The 18,018-nt window shown below is 70.8% G+C and carries 12 protein-coding genes and 1 pseudogene; 10 read left to right on the forward strand and 3 right to left on the reverse strand.

All coding sequences use genetic code 11. From position 1 onward, the window contains the following. The first annotated feature begins 248 nt into the window (after nucleotides 1–248). Nucleotides 249–4,853 (forward strand): glutamate synthase large subunit, encoded by a 4,605-nt coding sequence (gltB, locus tag GEV28_RS12750; RefSeq protein ID WP_291411945.1) that lies wholly within the window; start codon nucleotides 249–251, stop codon nucleotides 4,851–4,853. Continuing rightward, nucleotides 4,846–6,366: a glutamate synthase subunit beta gene (locus GEV28_RS12755; protein WP_291411947.1), complete on the forward strand. Its 1,521-nt coding sequence runs from the start codon at nucleotides 4,846–4,848 to the stop codon at nucleotides 6,364–6,366. The genes gltB and GEV28_RS12755 overlap by 8 nt, the downstream gene beginning before the upstream one ends. Nucleotides 6,367–6,418: 52 nt before the next feature. Here GEV28_RS12755 and GEV28_RS12760 read toward each other — a convergent pair whose 3' ends face one another. Together GEV28_RS12760 and GEV28_RS12765 are read right to left on the reverse strand one after the other, a co-directional pair. Further along, on the reverse strand, nucleotides 6,419–6,808 hold the full coding sequence (locus GEV28_RS12760; protein ID WP_291411949.1) for a VOC family protein: 390 nt from the start codon (nucleotides 6,806–6,808) through the stop codon (nucleotides 6,419–6,421). A 380-nt stretch (nucleotides 6,809–7,188) separates the two neighbouring features. Next, a pseudogene (locus GEV28_RS12765) lies at nucleotides 7,189–8,636 on the reverse strand (aromatic amino acid ammonia-lyase). Between the two features lie 225 nt (nucleotides 8,637–8,861). Between GEV28_RS12765 and GEV28_RS12770 the strand changes: the two are divergent. From GEV28_RS12770 to dacB, 6 genes are all read left to right on the forward strand, one after another. Further along, nucleotides 8,862–9,833 carry a peptidase gene (locus GEV28_RS12770; RefSeq protein ID WP_291411951.1) on the forward strand — a complete coding sequence of 324 codons (972 nt, stop codon included), beginning with the start codon at nucleotides 8,862–8,864 and terminating at the stop codon, nucleotides 9,831–9,833. A gap of 75 nt (nucleotides 9,834–9,908) precedes the next feature. Continuing rightward, nucleotides 9,909–10,673 (forward strand): aminotransferase class IV, encoded by a 765-nt coding sequence (locus GEV28_RS12775; RefSeq protein WP_291411953.1) that lies wholly within the window; start codon nucleotides 9,909–9,911, stop codon nucleotides 10,671–10,673. Then, entirely contained in the window at nucleotides 10,658–11,341 is a 684-nt protein-coding gene (locus tag GEV28_RS12780) for a DUF2461 domain-containing protein (RefSeq protein WP_291411955.1), read from the forward strand. Before GEV28_RS12775 ends, GEV28_RS12780 begins: the two co-directional genes overlap by 16 nt. Nucleotides 11,342–11,416: 75 nt before the next feature. Beyond that, nucleotides 11,417–12,841 (forward strand): pyruvate kinase, encoded by a 1,425-nt coding sequence (gene pyk, locus GEV28_RS12785; protein WP_291411957.1) that lies wholly within the window; start codon nucleotides 11,417–11,419, stop codon nucleotides 12,839–12,841. 29 nt (nucleotides 12,842–12,870) lie between these two features. Beyond that, nucleotides 12,871–13,800, forward strand: coding sequence for an acyl-CoA thioesterase II (tesB, locus tag GEV28_RS12790; RefSeq protein WP_291411959.1), 930 nt, complete (start codon nucleotides 12,871–12,873; stop codon nucleotides 13,798–13,800). 242 nt (nucleotides 13,801–14,042) lie between these two features. Then, on the forward strand, nucleotides 14,043–15,599 hold the full coding sequence (dacB, locus tag GEV28_RS12795) for a D-alanyl-D-alanine carboxypeptidase/D-alanyl-D-alanine-endopeptidase (protein WP_291411961.1): 1,557 nt from the start codon (nucleotides 14,043–14,045) through the stop codon (nucleotides 15,597–15,599). A 150-nt stretch (nucleotides 15,600–15,749) separates the two neighbouring features. Here the strand turns inward: dacB and GEV28_RS12800 are convergent, their stop codons facing one another. Continuing rightward, entirely contained in the window at nucleotides 15,750–16,121 is a 372-nt protein-coding gene (locus GEV28_RS12800; protein WP_291411963.1) for a hypothetical protein, read from the reverse strand. A gap of 330 nt (nucleotides 16,122–16,451) precedes the next feature. Here GEV28_RS12800 and GEV28_RS12805 point away from each other — a divergent pair, with 330 nt between their 5' ends. Both GEV28_RS12805 and GEV28_RS12810 read left to right on the forward strand, forming a co-directional pair. Further along, nucleotides 16,452–17,300, forward strand: a complete 849-nt coding sequence (locus GEV28_RS12805; RefSeq protein ID WP_291411965.1) for a helix-turn-helix transcriptional regulator — start codon at nucleotides 16,452–16,454, stop codon at nucleotides 17,298–17,300. Nucleotides 17,301–17,324: 24 nt separating this feature from the next. After that, the gene (locus GEV28_RS12810; RefSeq protein ID WP_291411967.1) at nucleotides 17,325–17,531 is read left to right on the forward strand and encodes a DUF397 domain-containing protein; all 207 of its coding nucleotides are present in this window, start codon (nucleotides 17,325–17,327) and stop codon (nucleotides 17,529–17,531) included. Nucleotides 17,532–18,018: the final 487 nt, after the last annotated feature.

Genomic DNA, 18,018 nt, shown 5'->3' on the forward strand with positions numbered 1-18,018 from the left:
CGTACTTCCAATTCCGATCGCACCGGTTACCCTGAAGTAGGCGAACGTCGGCGCCGGGATGCCCTCACCAGGGTGTAGGGCGCCTTATCGTGCGGATCACGTCCATCGTTACACCGATCCCGACAAATCCGCCCTCCGATGCATAGATCCTGGGTTTCGGGACTGTTAAGCTCACGTCAACACGCGGGCCACCGCCGTCCCGCGCCCAGGTAGCAACTGAGCGCGAGGACGACGAGGGAGGTCGACGCGTGATTTTTTCTGCCATTCCCGCTGCGCAGGGTCTTTACGACCCCACTGCCGAGCGTGACGCGTGTGGCGTGGCCATGGTCGCCGACATACACGGGCGACGCTCCCACGAGATCGTCACCGATGCCTTGGTGGCGCTGGCCAACCTGGAGCACCGCGGTGCCGCCGGGGCCGAGCCGACCAGCGGCGACGGTGCCGGCATCCTGCTCCAGCTTCCCGACGGCCTCCTTCGCGAGGTCGTGGACTTCGACCTTCCCGAGGCGGACGAGCGAGGCGCGCACACCTACGCGACCGGTCTCGCGTTCCTGCCCACCGACCTCGACCAGCGGGCCAGAGCCGTCTCGCTGATCGAGCGCATCGCCGAGGAGGAGGGCCTGGAGGTGCTCGGCTGGCGGGACCTGCCCGTCGAGCCCGAGTCCGCCGGCGTCGGCCCGACCGCCCGCTCGGTGATGCCGCACTTCGCGATGCCGTTCGTCGCCGCGTACCCGGACGCCGCGGGCAGCCGGGTGGCCGGCATCGAGCTGGACCGGCTGGCCTTCTGCCTGCGCAAGCGTGCCGAGCACGAGAGCGTCGCCGCCGGCTGCGGGGTCTACTTCCCGTCGCTGTCCGCGCGGACGGTGGTCTACAAGGGAATGCTGACCACCGCGCAGCTGCCGGTGTTCTTCGTCGACCTCACCGACGAGCGGCTGGCGAGCGCGATCGCGCTGGTGCACAGCCGGTTCTCCACCAACACGTTCCCGTCCTGGCCGCTCGCGCACCCGTTCCGGTTCGTCGCGCACAACGGTGAGATCAACACGATCCGCGGCAACCGCAACCGCATGCGCGCCCGCGAGGCGCTGCTGACCACCGCGATGATCCCGGGCGACCTCACCCGGCTCTACCCGATCTGCGACCCGGACGGCTCGGACTCCGCGTCCTTCGACGAGGTGCTGGAGCTGTTGCACCTCGGCGGGCGCACGCTGCCGCACGCGGTGCTGATGATGATCCCGGAGGCGTGGGAGAACGCCCCCGTCGGAGACGGGAATCGGACCACGGCCACCATGTCCGCCGAGCTTCGGGCGTTCTACAAGTTCCACTCGAGCCTCATGGAGCCGTGGGACGGTCCGGCCAGCGTGACGTTCTCCGACGGCACGCTCGTCGGCGCGGTCCTGGATCGCAACGGCCTGCGCCCCGCGCGCTGGTGGCGCACGACCGACGACCGGGTCGTGCTCGCCAGCGAGACCGGCGTGCTGGACGTGCCGCCGGAGAAGGTCGTGGCCAAGGGCCGGCTGCGGCCGGGCCGGATGTTCCTCGTGGACACCGAGGCCGGCACGATCGTCGACGACGACCAGGTCAAGTCGGCGCTCGCCCAGGAGCTCCCGTACGAGGAGTGGCTGCACGCCGGGCTGCTCAAGATCGCCAACCTGCCCGACCGCGAGCACGTCGTGCAGACCAACGAGTCCGTGCTGCGCCGCCAGCTCTCCTTCGGGTACACCGAGGAGGAGCTCAAGGTCCTGCTCGCGCCGATGGCGCTCGCCGGTGCCGAGCCGATCGGCTCGATGGGCACCGACACCCCGCCCGCCGCGCTCTCCCGGCGCTCCCGGCTGCTCTACGACTACTTCAAGCAGAACTTCGCCCAGGTCACCAACCCGCCGCTGGACGCGATCCGCGAGGAGATCGTCACGTCCGTGCAGCGCATCATGGGCCCCGAGCAGAACCTGCTCGAGCCGAGCCCCGCGTCCTGCCGGCACATCCAGCTGCCCTACCCGGTCATCGACAACGACGAGCTGGCCAAGCTCATCCACGTCAACGACGACGGCGACATGCCGGGCTACGCCTGCACGGTCGTCCCCGGACTGTATGAGGTGGACGGTGGCGGCGCGGCCCTCGAGGCGGCCATCGCCCGGGTACGCAGGGACGCGTCCGAGGCGATCGCCGCGGGTGCCCGGATCCTCGTGCTGTCCGACCGGGACTCCGACCACCAGATGGCGGCGATCCCCTCGCTGCTGCTCGTCTCCGCGGTGCACCACCACCTGGTGCGCACCAAGGAGCGGCTGCGGGTCGCGCTGGTCGTCGAGACGGGCGACGCGCGCGAGGTGCACCATGTCGCGCTGCTGCTCGGCTACGGCGCCGCGGCGGTCAACCCCTACCTCGCCTTCGAGACGATCGAGAACGAGATCCGGCGCGGCACGATCACCGGCATCGATCCCCGCCGGGCCATCCGCAACTACGTGACCGCGCTCGTCAAGGGCGTCCTCAAGATCATGTCCAAGATGGGCATCTCCACCGTCGGCGCCTATACAGCCGCGCAGGTGTTCGAGGCGTTCGGGCTCGCGGGCGACCTGCTGGACGAGTACTTCACCGGCACCAGCTCCAAGCTCGGCGGCGTCGGCCTGGACGTGCTCGCCGAGGAGGTGGCCGTCCGCCACCACGGCGCGCACCCGGAGAACCCGACCGACCGGGTGCACCGGCGCCTGGAGGTCGGCGGCGAGTACGCCTACCGGCGCGAGGGCGAGCTGCACCTGTTCACCCCGGAGACCGTGTTCCTGTTGCAGCACGCGACGAAGACGCGCAGTGAGGACGTGTACCGCGAGTACGTGTCCGAGGTGGAGCGGCTGAACCGGGAGGGCGGCGCGCTGCGCGGCCTGTTCAAGCTGCGCACCGCGACGTCCATGGGCCGTACCCCGGTGCCGCTGGACGAGGTCGAGCCGGTCGAGTCGATCCTCAAGCGGTTCAACACCGGCGCGATGTCCTACGGCTCGATCAGCGCGGAGGCGCACGAGACCCTCGCCGTCGCGATGAACCGGCTCGGCGGGCGGTCCAACACCGGCGAGGGCGGAGAGGACACCGACCGCCTCTACGACGCCGAGCGGCGTTCCGCGATCAAGCAGATCGCGAGCGGCAGGTTCGGCGTCACGAGCGAGTACCTGGTCAACGCCACCGACCTGCAGATCAAGATGGCGCAGGGCGCGAAGCCGGGGGAGGGCGGCCAGCTGCCGCCGAACAAGGTGTGGCCGTGGATCGCGCGTACCCGGCACTCCACCGCCGGGGTCGGGCTGATCTCGCCGCCGCCGCACCACGACATCTACTCCATCGAGGATCTCGCCCAGCTGATCCACGACCTCAAGAACGCCAACGAGCACGCGCGCGTGCACGTGAAGCTCGTGAGTGAGCACGGGGTCGGCACGGTCGCCGCGGGCGTGTCCAAGGCGCACGCGGACGTCGTGCTGATCTCCGGGCACGACGGCGGCACCGGTGCCTCGCCGCTCAACTCGCTCAAGCACGCCGGCACGCCGTGGGAGGTCGGGCTCGCCGAGACGCAGCAGACGTTGCTGCTCAACGGTTTGCGCGACCGGATCACCGTGCAGGTGGACGGTGCGATGAAGACCGGGCGGGACGTGGTCATCGCGGCGCTGCTCGGGGCCGAGGAGTACGGGTTCGCCACCGCGCCGCTGATCGTGGCCGGCTGCGTGATGATGCGGGTGTGCCACCTGGACACCTGCCCGGTCGGCGTCGCGACGCAGAACCCGGTGCTGCGCGAGCGGTACACCGGGCAGGCCGAGCACGTGGTCAACTTCTTCCACTTCGTCGCGCACGAGGTGCGGGAGATGCTGGCCGAGCTCGGCTTCCACACGCTCGACGAGGCGATCGGGCACGCGGAGCTGCTCGACGTGGACGAGGCCGTGGAGCACTGGAAGGCCCGCGGGCTGGACCTGTCGCCGGTGTTCCTGGTGCCGGAGACCAGCTACGGCGGCGCCCGGCGGCGGGTCCGCGCCCAGGACCACGGGCTCGACCAGGCGCTGGACCGCACGCTCATCCAGCTCGCCGAGGCGGCGCTGGAGGACGCGCACCCGCTGAGCATCGAGCTTCCGGTGCGCAACGTGAACCGGACCGTCGGCACCCTGCTCGGCTCCGAGGTCACCCGCCGCTACGGCGGCGACGGGCTGCCCGACGACACCATCCACATCGGACTCCAGGGCTCGGCGGGCCAGTCGCTGGGCGCGTTCCTGCCGGCCGGCATCACGCTGGACCTGGTCGGCGACGCCAACGACTACGTCGGCAAGGGCCTGTCCGGCGGGCGGATCATCGTGCGGCCGCACCCCGACTCGGCGTTCGCGGCCGAGCAGCAGGTGATCGGCGGCAACGTGATCGCCTACGGCGCCACCGGCGGAGAGCTGTTCCTGCGCGGCCGGGTCGGCGAGCGGTTCTGTGTCCGGAACTCCGGCGCGGTGGCCGTGGCCGAGGGTGTCGGCGACCACGCGTTCGAGTACATGACCGGCGGCCGGGCGGTGGTGCTCGGCCCGACCGGGCGCAACCTCGCGGCAGGAATGTCCGGCGGCATCGCCTACGTGCTCGACCTGGACCCGCAGCTGGTCAACACGGCGATGGTCGACCTGCAGCGCCCGGGCGGCGAGGACCTGCGGTGGCTGCGCGAGATCGTCTCCGCGCACCACAAGAACACCGGATCGGCGGTAGCGGCGTCGCTGCTCGGCGACTGGACCCGGCGTGCGGCCTCGTTCACGAAGGTGATGCCGCGCGACTACCAGCGCGTGCTCGAGGCGATGCGGCTCGCCGCCGCCGAGGGGCGCGACATCGACGAGGCGGTCATGGAGGCTTCGCGTGGCTGACCCCAGCGGCTTTCTCAAGAACAACCGGAAGGACGCGCCGAAGCGGGCCAAGGCGGACCGGCTGGCGGACTGGCACGAGGTCTACGCGAACCTCGAGCCCACGGAGCGCGCCGAGCAGGTGCGCGCCCAGGCATCGCGGTGTATGGACTGCGGGATCCCGTTCTGTCACTCGGATTCCGCGGGGTGTCCACTCGGGAACCTGATCCCGGAGTGGAACGACCTGGTCCGGGTCGGCGACTGGTCGGCGGCGAGCGAGCGGCTGCACGCCACCAACAACTTCCCGGAGTTCACCGGGCGGCTGTGCCCGGCGCCGTGCGAGACCGCGTGCGTGCTGTCGATCTCCCCGATGTCCGGCGGACCGGTGGCGATCAAGCGCGTCGAGCAGGCCATCGCCGACGTGTCGTGGGACAAGGACCTGGTCCGCCCGTGGCAGGCGGCGGTGTCCTCGGGCAAGCGGGTGGCGGTCGTCGGCTCCGGCCCGGCCGGGCTCGCCGCGGCCCAGCAGCTGACCCGCGCCGGGCACGAGGTCACCGTGTACGAACGCGACGACCGGCTCGGCGGGCTGCTGCGCTATGGCATCCCCGAGTTCAAGATGGAGAAGAAGGTCCTCGACCGGCGGCTCGCGCAGCTGCGTTCCGAGGGCACCCGGTTCGTGACCGGCTGCGAGGTGGGCGGCGCCAAGCCGGGCGACCTCTCGGTCGAGACGCTGCGGTCCTCGTTCGACTCCGTGGTGCTCGCCGTCGGCGCGCTGCGCGGCCGGGACGCGCCGGACATCCCCGGGCGGTCGCTGTCCGGGGTGCACCTCGCGATGGAGCACCTGGTACCGGCCAACAAGGAGTGCGAGGGCGACGGGCCGACGTCGATCTCCGCCGCGGGCAAGCAGGTGCTGATCATCGGCGGCGGCGACACCGGGGCCGACTGCTACGGCACGGCGACCCGGCAGGGTGCGCTGTCGGTGACCCAGCTCGACCAGTACCCGCAGCCGCCGGACGCGCGCGACGACGACATCTCGCCGTGGCCGGTGTGGCCGTGGGTACTGCGGACCTACCCCGCGCACGAGGAGGCGGGGGAGCGGCGGTTCGCCGTGGCGGTCGAGGAGTTCGTCGGTGACTCGTCGGGTGCGGTGAGCTCGGTGCGGCTGCGCGAGGTCGTGGTGCGCAGGGACCCCGAGACGGGCGTCCGGGAGGTCTGCCCGGTGGGCGACCACGCCGAGGAGGTCCCCGCGGACCTGGTCCTGCTGGCGATCGGCTTCGAGGGTGTCGAACACATGCCGCTGCTGGACGGCCTCGGCCTGACGCTGACCCGCCGGGGCACCCTGTCCTGTGGCCCCGACTGGCAGACGCCCGCCGACGGGGTCTTCGTCTGCGGCGACGCGCACCGTGGCGCTTCCCTTGTGGTGTGGGCGATCGCGGAGGGCCGCTCGGTCGCCGGCGCGGTCGACGCGTACCTCACCGGCCACTCGGACCTGCCGTCTCCCGTCCACCCGACGGCGCTGCCGCTCGCGGTGGTCTGACCTCCGGGCCGGCACAACGGCGTGCCGGCCCGGCCCCCTTCGTGGCCCGGGTTCAGGTCAGGTTGAGCTGCCAGGAGACGCCGAAGCGGTCGTTGACCCAGCCGAACTTGGTGCTGAAGCCGTAGTCGGCGAGCGGCATCAGCTCCTGGCCCTTCTCGGCGAGCGCGGCGTAGAGCCGGTCGATCTCCCCCTCGTCGGCGGTGTCGACGTACAGCGAGACCGCGGGCGTGAACCCGAACGCGTGCTTCTCCGAGCTGTCGATGCACATGAACCGCTGCCCGGCGAGGGTGAAGGTGGCGTGCTGGACGGACCCTTCCGCGCCGGGCCCCTCGGCCCCGTACCGCATGATGGCGACGACCTCGGCGTCGAAGAGCGACAGGTAGAAGTTCATCGCCTCCTCGGCCTGCCCCTCGAACATGAGAAACGTGGTGATCTTCTGCATGGCTCTCCTAAAGTCCCATCTTATATAAGTCGAGACTGTAACAGAGGTCGGGCTAGTGTCGCGTGATCCTGTTCCTTTGCGTCCGCTGTGGATCAACGTGGCTTCTGGCAAGGCGGAGGAAAGTCGCTCGTACCGGGTTGTACTTGGGCTTTTCTCCAACGCAGCCAGGGGCCGCGTTGGCCGCAGCGGCGTAAAGGTTTCAGGGTCACGCGACACTAGTGTCCCCCGCCGGGAGTCTGTTGCTTGAGTCGGCGAGTCCAGGCTTCTGCTGGCAAAGGCGCCGGTTCGTCCTCGTACTGGGCCGTACTCGGGCGGATCGGCAACGCCGCCAGCGGGAAGCTGGGCCGGCGAATCGAGTGACGAACTTCCGGCGGGGGACACTAGATGTCGGCAAGGCGGTCCATCAGTCCCGCCGCCGCGTCCAGGTCCGCGGACAGCGGGCGGTCCGCCAGGTCCGGGTCGAGGACGGCGTCGGCCAGGTCGAAGGCCTCTCGGATCGGGAGGTCGATCAGGTCGGCGGGACGCATGCGCAGCGCGCGGACCGCCGCGACCAACTCGCACGCCAGGACGTGGCGGTAGGCGAGCGCCGCCTCGCCGGTCTGGCGGGCGGCCTGCGTCGCAAAGCTCGCGTGGTCCTCGACGCCCCGCGACACGACCGCGGTGCCGAGCGTCACCGGCAGCGCCGCCTGGCGCAGGGTCGCCAGGGCGTCGTGCGCCACTACTCCAGGATCATCACGCCCGAGCTCCCCGGCGGGCCGGCCGCCAGGAACGCCGGCAGGTCGGTGAACGACGGCTCCACCAGGTCGCCGAGCCGGGTCGCGGACAGCTCCGCCACGTGGTGGATCGTCGCGCGGGCCTGGTCCAGCGCGACCGCCACGTACGCCGTGTGGAAGTGGGCGTGGTGGAAGACGTCGCCGGCCGACAGGGACACCATCGGGTTCTCCGTCGCCGCGTTGATCTCGATCGTCAGTACGCCTCTCAGGTACTCGAGCGCGTCGAGCGCGGGGCCCTGCACCTGCGGGAACGCCCGCAGGCCGTACGGGTCCTGGATCCGCCGGCCGCGCTGGGGCACGCCGGCCATGCCGAGCAGGCGGCGCATCTCCGCCGCACAGCGCACCTGGCCGGGATGCGGGCGCGCCTCGTGCACGGGCGTCGCGTACGCCTCGGGGGAGCCGCCCAGGACCACATAGGACAGTGCGGCCACGGCGTGGCTGGCGCGGAGCAGCCGGTCGAGCTCCAGAGTGGACAGGACCGCGTCGGCCAGGGTGGCGGCGTTCGAGCTCATGAACGCGAGCGCGTCCGAGGTGTCCAGCGGCACCGGCGGCAGCGAGCCCGCGACCCACGGCCGCTCGCCGGACAGCGTCAGCGCGGTCTCGGCCAGCGCCGTGAGGTCGCCGGTGCCGATCGCCCCGGTGCGGTGCACGAGCGGGACGGCGCCCGTGGTCAGCGCCGTGGCCAGGGCGTCGAGCAGGCGGGGATGCGCGCCGGAGCCGCCGGCGGCCAGCTGGTTGAGCCGGATCAGCAACATCGCCCGCAGCTGGCGGACCGGCAACACCCCGCCGGTGCCGCCCGCGTGGCTACGCAGCAGCCGCCTGCCGTGCTCGGGCCCCGCGTCCTCGTCGACCGTGAGATCGCGGTTCGCCCCCACGCCGGTGGTCCGGCCGTAGATCTCCCGCCGCGCGGACAGCTCGGTCACCAGCGCCCACGCGTCCTCGGCGCGCTGCCGGGCCTCCGGCGTCACCCGCACCGCCAGGTCGTCGTCCGCGACCAGGGCGACGTCCGCGCAGGCCAGCGTCCGCCCGTCCACCACCAGCTCACGCTCAGCCATCGACGCTCCCGTACGAATACCGTCAACCGGCGCCATTGTGGACGCCCCGCGCCGGCAGCATCGCCCGGACGCCCGCGGACCCCGGTGCACACCTGGCCGCACGCCACGCTGTGCCACCTGCCGAGTCCGTTTGGGTAACCTCGCGCGCCCTACCTCGTTAGACCGGCGACAACCTATCCCCTGTACGGATGACCCTCGATGAGGTGATCCGGAAGGTAGGTACAGATGAAACGTATGTGGCGGACCGCCGTCGCCGTGGCGGCGAGCGGGCTGGCGGTGGCGATGTTCGCGAGCCCCACGGCCGCGGCCGCCCCCACCGGCGCCTCGGTGGCGGTGCACCAGGTCGGCACCGGCGACGCGGCGGCGAAGTGGACACCAGAGGCGATGCGCGACGCCATCCCGCTCGACCGGCTCCTGCCGAGGGCGGACGCGTCGAAGCTGACCCAGGACGTCCGGCGCGGCGCCCCGCAGGTGGTGCAGCCGACGAGCTCGCTGCTCAACGCGCTGCTGCCGCAGGTGTTCCCGGAGGGCGGCGGCGAGTGGACCGGCGGCGGCGCGGTCGAGTCGACCGCGGGTCGGGTCTTCTTCACCTACGGCGGGCGGCAGGCCTCGTGCAGCGGCAACGCGGTGACCAGCGGTAACAAGAGCGTCGTGATGACCGCGGGGCACTGTGTGAAGCTGGACGGCGCCTGGCACACCGACTGGGTGTTCGTCCCGGCCTACGACAACGGCAACGCCCCGTTCGGCACCTGGTCGGCACGGGCCACGATGGCCACGCCGCAGTGGGTGGCGAGCGAGGACATCAACTACGACGTCGGCGCGGCGGTGGTCAGCCCGCTGAACGGGCAGAGCCTCACCGACGTCGTCGGCGGCCAGGGCATCGCCTTCAACCAGGAACGCGGGCAGGACATGTACGCGTTCGGCTGGCCGGCGGCGGACCCGTACGACGGCACCGCGATGATCTACTGCAGCGGCACGACGTTCGACGCGTTCATCAGCGACGGCATCGGCATGACCTGTGACATGACCGGTGGCGCGAGCGGCGGGCCGTGGTTCCTGAGCTTCGACGAGGGAACCGGCGCCGGGATCCAGAACTCGGTGAACAGCTACAAGATCAATCTCATCTCGATCTGGATGTTCGGCCCGTACTTCGGGTCCGACGCCCAGGGTGTGTACAACACCGCGCAGGCCGCCTGAGTCCTGCACCAGCCGGCGGGCGGCACCTCGAGGGGTGCCACCCGCCGGTGCGTGGTGGCGCCTAGTCTGGCCGTGATGACCACGCTCCTCGACGACCTGCGCACCCTCGCCATGGTCAACTACGGCCACTTCACGTCCATGCGGGTCGACGACGGCCGGGTGCGCGGCCTGGGCCTGCACCTCGAACGGCTCGACCGCGACGCCCGCGAGGTGTTCGGCCGCGGCCTGGACGCGGGCCTGGTCTGCGACCGGATCCGCACGGCGGTCGACGGGCAGAAGGGCCCGCTCTACGCCAAGGTCAGCGTGTTCGTCAGGGACTTCGACGCGGGCGTCGCCGAGCACGAGCCGAGCCTGCTGGTGACCGTCCGCCCGCTGCCGGCGAGGTCCGGGTCGCTGCGGGTCGGCACCGTCGCGTACGAGCGGGACCTGCCGCGGGTCAAGCACGTCGGCACGTTCGGGTTGTTCCACCAGTTCCGGCTCGCGAAGCGGCGCGGGTACGACGACGCGCTGTTCGTCAACCGGGACGGCGAGATCAGTGAGGGCTCGGTCTGGAACGTGTGCTTCCTCGACGGTGAGACGGTGGTCTGGCCGAGCGCGCCCGCGCTGCCGGGCGTGGCGATGCACCTGCTGCGGGACGCGCTGACCGCGCGCGGGATCCCGGTCGAGACGAGGCCGGTGACACCGGCCGACCTGCCGCGGTTCCGGGCCGCGTTCGCCAGCAACGCGCTGGCCCCGGTCCAGGTGATCGAGTCCGTGGACGACGTGCGGTTCGACGGCGGCTACGCGTTCGCGAAGCTCATGGTCGAGGCCTACGAGGAGGTCCCGTGGGAGGCACTCTGACCACTCGGTTCGAGGGGTTCGGCGAGCACGCGGTCGACTTCTACGACGGGCTCGCCGCCGACAACTCCAAGTCGTACTGGACCGACAACAAGGCGACCTACCTGACCGACGTGCGGGCGCCGATGGAGGCGCTGCTCGCCGAGCTCACCGCCGAGTTCGCCACCGACTTCGGCTCCGCCACGGTCTTCCGGCCCTACCGCGACGTGCGGTTCGCCAAGGACAAGACGCCGTACAAGACGCACTGCGGCGGCGTCATCGAGCCAGGTCGCGGCGCAGGCGCCTACTACGTCGAGCTCGGCCCCGAGGGCGTGCGCACCGGCGGCGGCTGCTTCCACCTGCACGCCGACCAACTCGCCCGGTTCCGCACCGCGGTCGCCGAGGAGATCCACGGCGAGGCGCTGGGCAAGATCCTCACCAAGCTCGAGAAGGCGGGCTGGGAGATCAAGGGCGACCGGCTGGCCACGAAGCCGCGCGGGTATCCGGCCGACCATCCGCGGCTGGACCTGCTGCGCTACCGCTCGGTCTACGCGGCGCGGACCTGGCCGCCGGACGACGTGCTGCACGAGCGGGTCCTGCTCGACCGGGTGCGCAAGGCGTGGCGCGCCGTGCGCGCGTTCAACGAGTGGGCACGTGACCACGTAGGGATCACCGAGCAACCGCGGCGATAACTTTCTGGATCGATCCCGGTATTACTGCTCGGTACTTCGGGATCGTTCCAGGGAACAGCGCTAGGCTGCGTACCCGTGAGTCGACGAGCGAAGATTGTATGCACTCTGGGGCCTGCGACTGCCACCCCGGAGAAGGTGCGTGACCTGGTCGCGGCCGGCATGGACGTCGCCAGGATGAACTTCAGCCACGGCAGCCAGAGCGACCACAAGCAGGTCTACGACCTGGTGCGGGCCGCCTCCGACGAGTCCGGCCGGGCCGTCGGCATCATGGCCGACCTGCAGGGCCCCAAGATCCGCCTCGGCACGTTCGCCGGCGGCAAGGCCGAGTGGCGCGTCGGTGACGTGGTCCGGATCACCGTGGAGGACATCGAAGGCACCCACGACCGGGTATCCACCACCTACAAGGGCCTGTCCAGCGACGCGAGGCCGGGCGACCGGCTGCTGGTGGACGACGGCAACGTCGGCCTGACCGTGACCGCTGTCGAGGGCCCGGACGTGGTCTGCGAGGTCACCGAGGGCGGCAAGGTCAGCAACAACAAGGGCATCTCGCTTCCCGGCATGGACGTGTCGGTGCCGGCGATGTCGGAGAAGGACATCGAGGACCTGGAGTTCGCGCTGCAGCTCGGCGTGGACTTCGTGGCGCTGTCGTTCGTGCGGTCCCCGGCCGACATCGACCTGGTGCACCAGGTGATGGACCGGGTCGGCCACGGCCGGCTGCCGGTGATCGCCAAGCTGGAGAAGCCCGAGGCGGTCTCGAACCTCGAGGCGATCGTGCTGGCCTTCGACGGCGTGATGGTGGCCCGCGGCGACCTGGGCGTCGAGCTGCCGCTCGAGCAGGTGCCGCTGGTCCAGAAGCGGACGATCCAGATCGCGCGCGAGAACGCGAAGCCGGTGATCGTGGCGACCCAGATGCTGGAGTCCATGATCAACAACTCCCGGCCGACCCGGGCCGAGGTGTCCGATGTGGCGAACGCGGTGCTCGACGGCGCCGACGCGGTGATGCTGTCCGGCGAGTCCAGTGTCGGCCGCTACCCGATCGAGACCGTGCAGACCATGAGCCGGATCGTCGAGGCGGTCGAGGCCGAGTCCGTCGTGGTGCCGCCGCTGACCCACGTGCCGCGCACCAAGCGCGGTGTGCTGTCCTACGCGGCCCGCGACATCGGCGAGCGGCTCAACGCCAAGGCGCTGGTCGCGTTCACCCAGTCCGGTGACACCGTGCGGCGGCTCTCCCGCCTGCACACGCACCTGCCGCTGCTGGCGTTCACCCCGACCCCGGGCGTCCGCAGCCAGCTGACGCTGACCTGGGGCGTCGAGACGTTCATGGTGCCGGAGGTCGACTCGACCGACCTCATGGTGCGCCAGGTCGACACGTCGATGCTGTCGATCGGGCGGTACCAGCCGGGTGATCTCGTGGTCGTGGTCGCCGGGTCGCCGCCAGGGACCGTCGGCTCGACTAACCTCATCCGGGTCCACCGGCTCGGGGAGGAAGACCACGCCTGAGCCGGTCTGCCGGCATTAGGGGTGGGTGCATGACCGAAGCGGCTCGACAGGCGGCCGCGGACCTGGCCGAGCTGCGCGCCTGTTCCTCGGACGGAGCGGCGCGCGGCCAGCCGGTGCTCGACCGGCTGGTCGCGCTGCTCGACCTGGAGCGGATCGAGGAGAACATCTTCCGCGGGGTGAGTCCCGCGCCCTCGCCGGTCCGGGTGTTCGGCGGCCAGGTGGCCGGTCAGGCGCTCGTGGCCGCCGGCCGGACGGTTCCCGCCGAGCGCAAGGTCCACTCGTTGCACGCGTACTTCATCCGGCCCGGTGATCCGAGCATCCCGATCGTGTACGAGATCGACCGGATCCGGGACGGTCGCTCGTTCACGACCCGGCGGGTCACCGCCGTGCAGCGCGGGAAGGCGATCTTCGCGCTGTCCGCGTCGTTCCACGAGCCCGAGCCCGGGGTGGAGCACGCCGAGCCGATGCCGCCGGTGCCGGATCCCGACACGCTCCCGACCCGGGCCGAGCAGCTGGGGACGTTCGCCGACAAGCTGGGCGACCTCGCGAAGCTGCCCCGGCCGATCGACATCCGGTACGTGACCGAGCCGCCGTGGGAGCTGCGGGAGCGCGGGCCCAGCGAGGCGCGGTCGCAGGTGTGGATGCGTGCCGACGGCCGGCTGCCCGACGACGAGCTGCTGCACGTCTGCGTGCTGACCTACGCCTCGGACATGACCCTGCTCGACTCGATCCTGGTGCGGCACGGCGCCTACTGGGGGCTGGACAACGTCCTCGGCGCGAGCCTGGACCACGCGCTGTGGTTCCACCGCCCGTTCCGCGCGGACGAGTGGTTCCTCTACGACTGCGTCTCCCCGAGCGCCTCGGGTGCCCGCGGCCTGGCGACCGGCCGGTTCTTCGCCCAGGACGGCACCCTGATCGCAACCGTGGTCCAGGAAGGCCTCCTCCGCATCCTCGACTGACCCCGCGAGTCCAACCCCCAGAACCCGCGAGTCCCCCACTCGGGACGCGCGAGTCCCCTACTCGCGTGCCTGGCGCGGGCCCGAACGTCGGGCTCGGAGGTCCGGAGCGTTGGACTCGCGGTACCGGAGCGTTGGACTCGCGGGGTTGGGGGAATCGGGGTCCTCGGTGGTTGGTGATTGTCAGGAGGGCGGGGGAGTAGGAGGATTTCTCACCAACGTCCCTGCCATCCCCGGGAGTCGCCGTGGAAAGTCGTCGCTTACGCCTGTTAGTCCTGCTCACCGGGCTGGTCCTGCTCGTCGGCGGCTCGGTCTCGCCGGTGGCCGCCCAGGACCGGGGCGACCTCGGCGCCGACCTGGACGCCATCCTCGGCGATCCGGGGCTCGCCGGGGCCGACGTCGGGCTCGTGGTCCGGACGCTCGACGGCGAGGTCGTCTACCAGCGCAGTGGTGACCGCCGCCAGCAGCCCGCCTCCAACGCCAAGCTCGTCACCTCGGCCGCCGCCATGGAGATCCTCGGCGCCGACTACCGGTTCACCACCACCGTGGCCAGCCCCGCCCGGCAGCGTGGGCCGGTGCTCGACGGCGACCTCTACCTCAAGGGCACCGGCGACCCGACCATGCTCGCCGCCGACTACGACGCCCTCGCGAAGCAGGTCCGCGACCGCGGCATCACCTTCGTGCGCGGCAAGCTCGTCGCCGACGACACCTGGTTCGACGACACCCGCCTCGGCCTCGGCTGGGCCTGGGACGACGAGCCGTTCTACTACAACGCGCAGGTCTCGGCCCTCACCGCGGCGCCGGACGGCGACTTCGACGCCGGCTCGATCATCATCGAGGTGACCCCCGGCGCGAACGGGAAGAAGGCCACCGTCACCACCGAGCCGCCGACCGGCTACGTCACGATCGAGAGCTCCGCGACCACCGGCGCGCCCGGGTCGTCGAACACGATCTCGGTCGACCGCCGGCACGGGAACAACACCTTCACCGTCACCGGCTCGATCCCGGCGGGCGGCGCGGCGACCACCGAGTGGATGGCCGTCTGGGAGCCGACCGGCTACGCTGCCGAGCTCTTCCGGGACGCGTTGACGGCGCACGGCGTCCGGGTGCTCGGCCCGACGACCCGCGCCGCGACCCCCGCCGGCGCCAGGCCGCTGGCCACGCGTGACTCGATGCCGCTCCGCGAGCTCCTGGTCCCGTTCCTCAAACTCAGCAACAACCTGCACGCCGAGATCCTGACCAAGGCCATGGGCCGGGCCGCCGCGGACGAGGGCAGCTGGACCGCCGGCCGGAACGCGATCGCCGGCACGCTGCCGGGCTTCGGGGTCCAAGGCCGGCTGTCGCTCGTGGACGGCTCCGGCCTGTCCCGGATGGACCAGATCGCGCCGGACCAGCTGGCCGCGTTGCTCGCCGGCGCGGCGCGGCGGCCGTGGTTCCCGACCTGGTACGAGGCGCTGCCGATCGCCGGCAAGGCGGACCGGCTGGTCGGCGGCACGCTGCGCAGCCGCATGCGCGGCACCGCCGCCGAGGGCACCGTGCACGCCAAGACCGGCTCGCTGACCGGGGTGAGCGGCCTGTCCGGCTACGTCGACACCGCGGCCGGCGAGCGGCTGGTGTTCTCGATGGTGTCGAACAACTACATCGGCGTCGACGCGAAGAAGGTCGAGGACGCGGTCGCGATCCGGCTGGCGTCCGACGGGAGCACCGCGGCCGTGGCCCGGGCGCCGAGGGTCGAGCCGGGCGAGCGGCAGGGCGCCAACAACCGGGCGGACCTGGAGTGCAGCTGGGTCAAGGCCTGCTGAGACCCGAAAGCGTGACGGGCCCGGGATCAGTCGGGGGCTGATCCCGGGCCCGTCGCTTCGCCGGACGACCCAGGGGAGAAGTGGGGGAGACAGGTCGTCCGGGCACGAGTCGCGGGTTCGGGGGAGCCCCGCGCTCGTGGTCCGCGGTGTTCAGCAGCCGGGGGCCTTGAGCATGCCGAAGGTCGACGGCTCGGCGAGCACGATCGGCCTGCGCATCGGCGTGGTCACCTCGACGGCCGTCGGCTCGTCGTCGGTGGCCACGAGGCACAGGTGCGCGGACAGGTACGCGCGGCAGGGTGCGGGGGTGCGGCCAAACCTGGTGGTGCGGCAGCTCGGGCAGCGGCCGAACTGGTCGGGCTCGTGCTCGTCGAGCACGGCCTTGAGCGCCTCGACGAGGCGCGGGAGCTCGCTGCGCGCCATGGAGGCGGCGGTGCGCTCGTCGCCGAACTGTGCGCGGTGCGTGATGTCGGCCAGGTAGTCGGCCAGGGACGCCTCGAGCTGACCGAAGATCGGACTACTCACCGTGACTCCCTTGGGTCCGGCGGTAGCAGGGCGCTAACCTGACCACGTCCGAGTTGCGGCCTCGCGGTTCGTGCGTCAATTTGCAACCCCAGTGTGCTTTGGTCGGTGTGTCTTTGGCTGACGCCTAGGACTCGATTAGCAGCTTGCGACGAGACACCCGCAAATTGCAAGTTGCACTACCCGATCGGGTGATACGGATTGGGGTTCTGTGGAATTGATTACCGAGTGCATGCATCCTGTCCGTGGTTTCTGCGATTGCGCGGCGGTTGCCCGGCGTACGGATGAGAGCATCGACCCAGTCCAGTCCTCGACCGAGGTGAGGTGATCCGGGTGGCACGAGGTCCGAGCCCGACGGTGCGCCGCCGGCGGCTCGCCAGTGAGCTCCGCCGGCTCCGCGAGGCCGCCGAGCTGACCATCGACGAGGTCGGTGAGAAGCTCGAGTGCTCGGCGTCCAAGATCAGTCGCATCGAGACGGGCCACGTCGGGGTCACCCCCCGCGACGTCCGGGACATGCTCGAGGTCTACGGGATCGAGGACGACGAACGTGAGGCGCTCGTGCAGCTGTCGCGCGAGGCCCGCAAGAAGGGGTGGTGGCACGCCTACAACGAGGTGTTCACCGGCTCCTTCGTCGGCCTGGAGTCCGACGCGTCCTCTCTGCACACCCACCAGGCCTTGCTGGTCCCGGGCCTGATGCAGACCGAGGGCTACATGCGCGCGGTCATCCGCGCGATCCGCCCGGACGCGGGCGAGGCCGATGTGGAACGCCGGGTCACGGCACGGGTGACCAGGCAGAAACTGCTCACCGACCCGAACCCGCCCGCGTACTGGGCGGTGCTCGACGAGGCCGTGCTGCACCGCACGGTCGGCAGCCCGGAGATCATGCGGGCGCAGCTCGAGCGGCTGGTCGAGCTGGCGGCGCTGCCGCACGTCACGCTCCAGGTGGTGCCGTTCGCGGCCGGGGCCCATGCCGGCATGGAGTGTCCGTTCCTCATCCTGGGGTTCCCCGAACAGGCCGATCCCGATGTCGTGTATGTCGAGAACACCACATCTGGTGTCTACTTGGAACAGCCGTCGGACGTGCATCGGTATACGTTGATGTTCGACCATTTGCGTGCAGCGGCGTTGAAACCTGACGACACCGTTGTAATGGTTGAGCGGGCGGCCGACCGGCTCGCCTAGCGTCGATTTCGAGAGGAGCAGAGGGTGACCGTTTCTGACCTGACAGGCGCCATCTGGCGCAAGAGCAGCCGTAGCGGTGCGGGCAACGACTGTGTCGAGCTTGTCGTGGCCGGAATCGGCGCAGCCGTTCGTGACTCCAAGAACCCGGAAGCCGGCCACATCGCGTTCGAAGGAACCGGGTGGCACGCTTTCGTGGGAGTCCTGAAGGGGGGGCGTCTCGACAACGCCTGACGCGTCCCCCGGGCTGCGCCGGCTCTTTCACGGTTTTCCGACATCAATGATCATCGACTGATCACCTGGCAGGTGCTCTCCAGACCCTGGAGCACCGGCTTCTTTCCCGGCCTTACGCGGGCCTCAGCCCCGCGGGCCATCCCTTACCCCACCCCTTACCGGTATTCGCCGCTGGGTAAGGCCCTGCCCGCGCCAGCAGTGCGTGACCTTCCGATGCCCCGCGTCCGGCCTCAGGACGAGTCTCGACCTCAGCATCCAGCAGAGGAGATCGAGATGAACGTGACTCCGGAGATCGTCCGGGCCGAGATGGACTACCGGGTCGAGCGGGCCCTCGCCGGCACCGCCCTCAGGGCGCTGCGCAAAGTCGTTTCTGCTGATCATGGTGTGTGTTGAGGGTTTTGGTGCAGGCGGAGGATGGTGAAGATCAGGTGTGGGTTGTTGCGGATCTTTCGGATGGTGGCGGCGATTTTGGTGTGCCCGGTTTGAC

Origin of the sequence: Actinophytocola sp. (assembly GCF_009379765.1) — a bacterium.
Taxonomy (GTDB): domain Bacteria; phylum Actinomycetota; class Actinomycetes; order Mycobacteriales; family Pseudonocardiaceae; genus Actinophytocola.

Coding starts and splice junctions, on each gene's coding strand:
- GEV28_RS12760 (WP_291411949.1), bottom strand. CDS start 6,808: ATGCAGAAGATCACCACGTTTCTCATGTTCGAGGGGCAGGCCGAGGAG.
- GEV28_RS12770 (WP_291411951.1), top strand. CDS start 8,862: ATGAAACGTATGTGGCGGACCGCCGTCGCCGTGGCGGCGAGCGGGCTG.
- GEV28_RS12775 (WP_291411953.1), top strand. CDS start 9,909: ATGACCACGCTCCTCGACGACCTGCGCACCCTCGCCATGGTCAACTAC.
- tesB (WP_291411959.1), top strand. CDS start 12,871: ATGACCGAAGCGGCTCGACAGGCGGCCGCGGACCTGGCCGAGCTGCGC.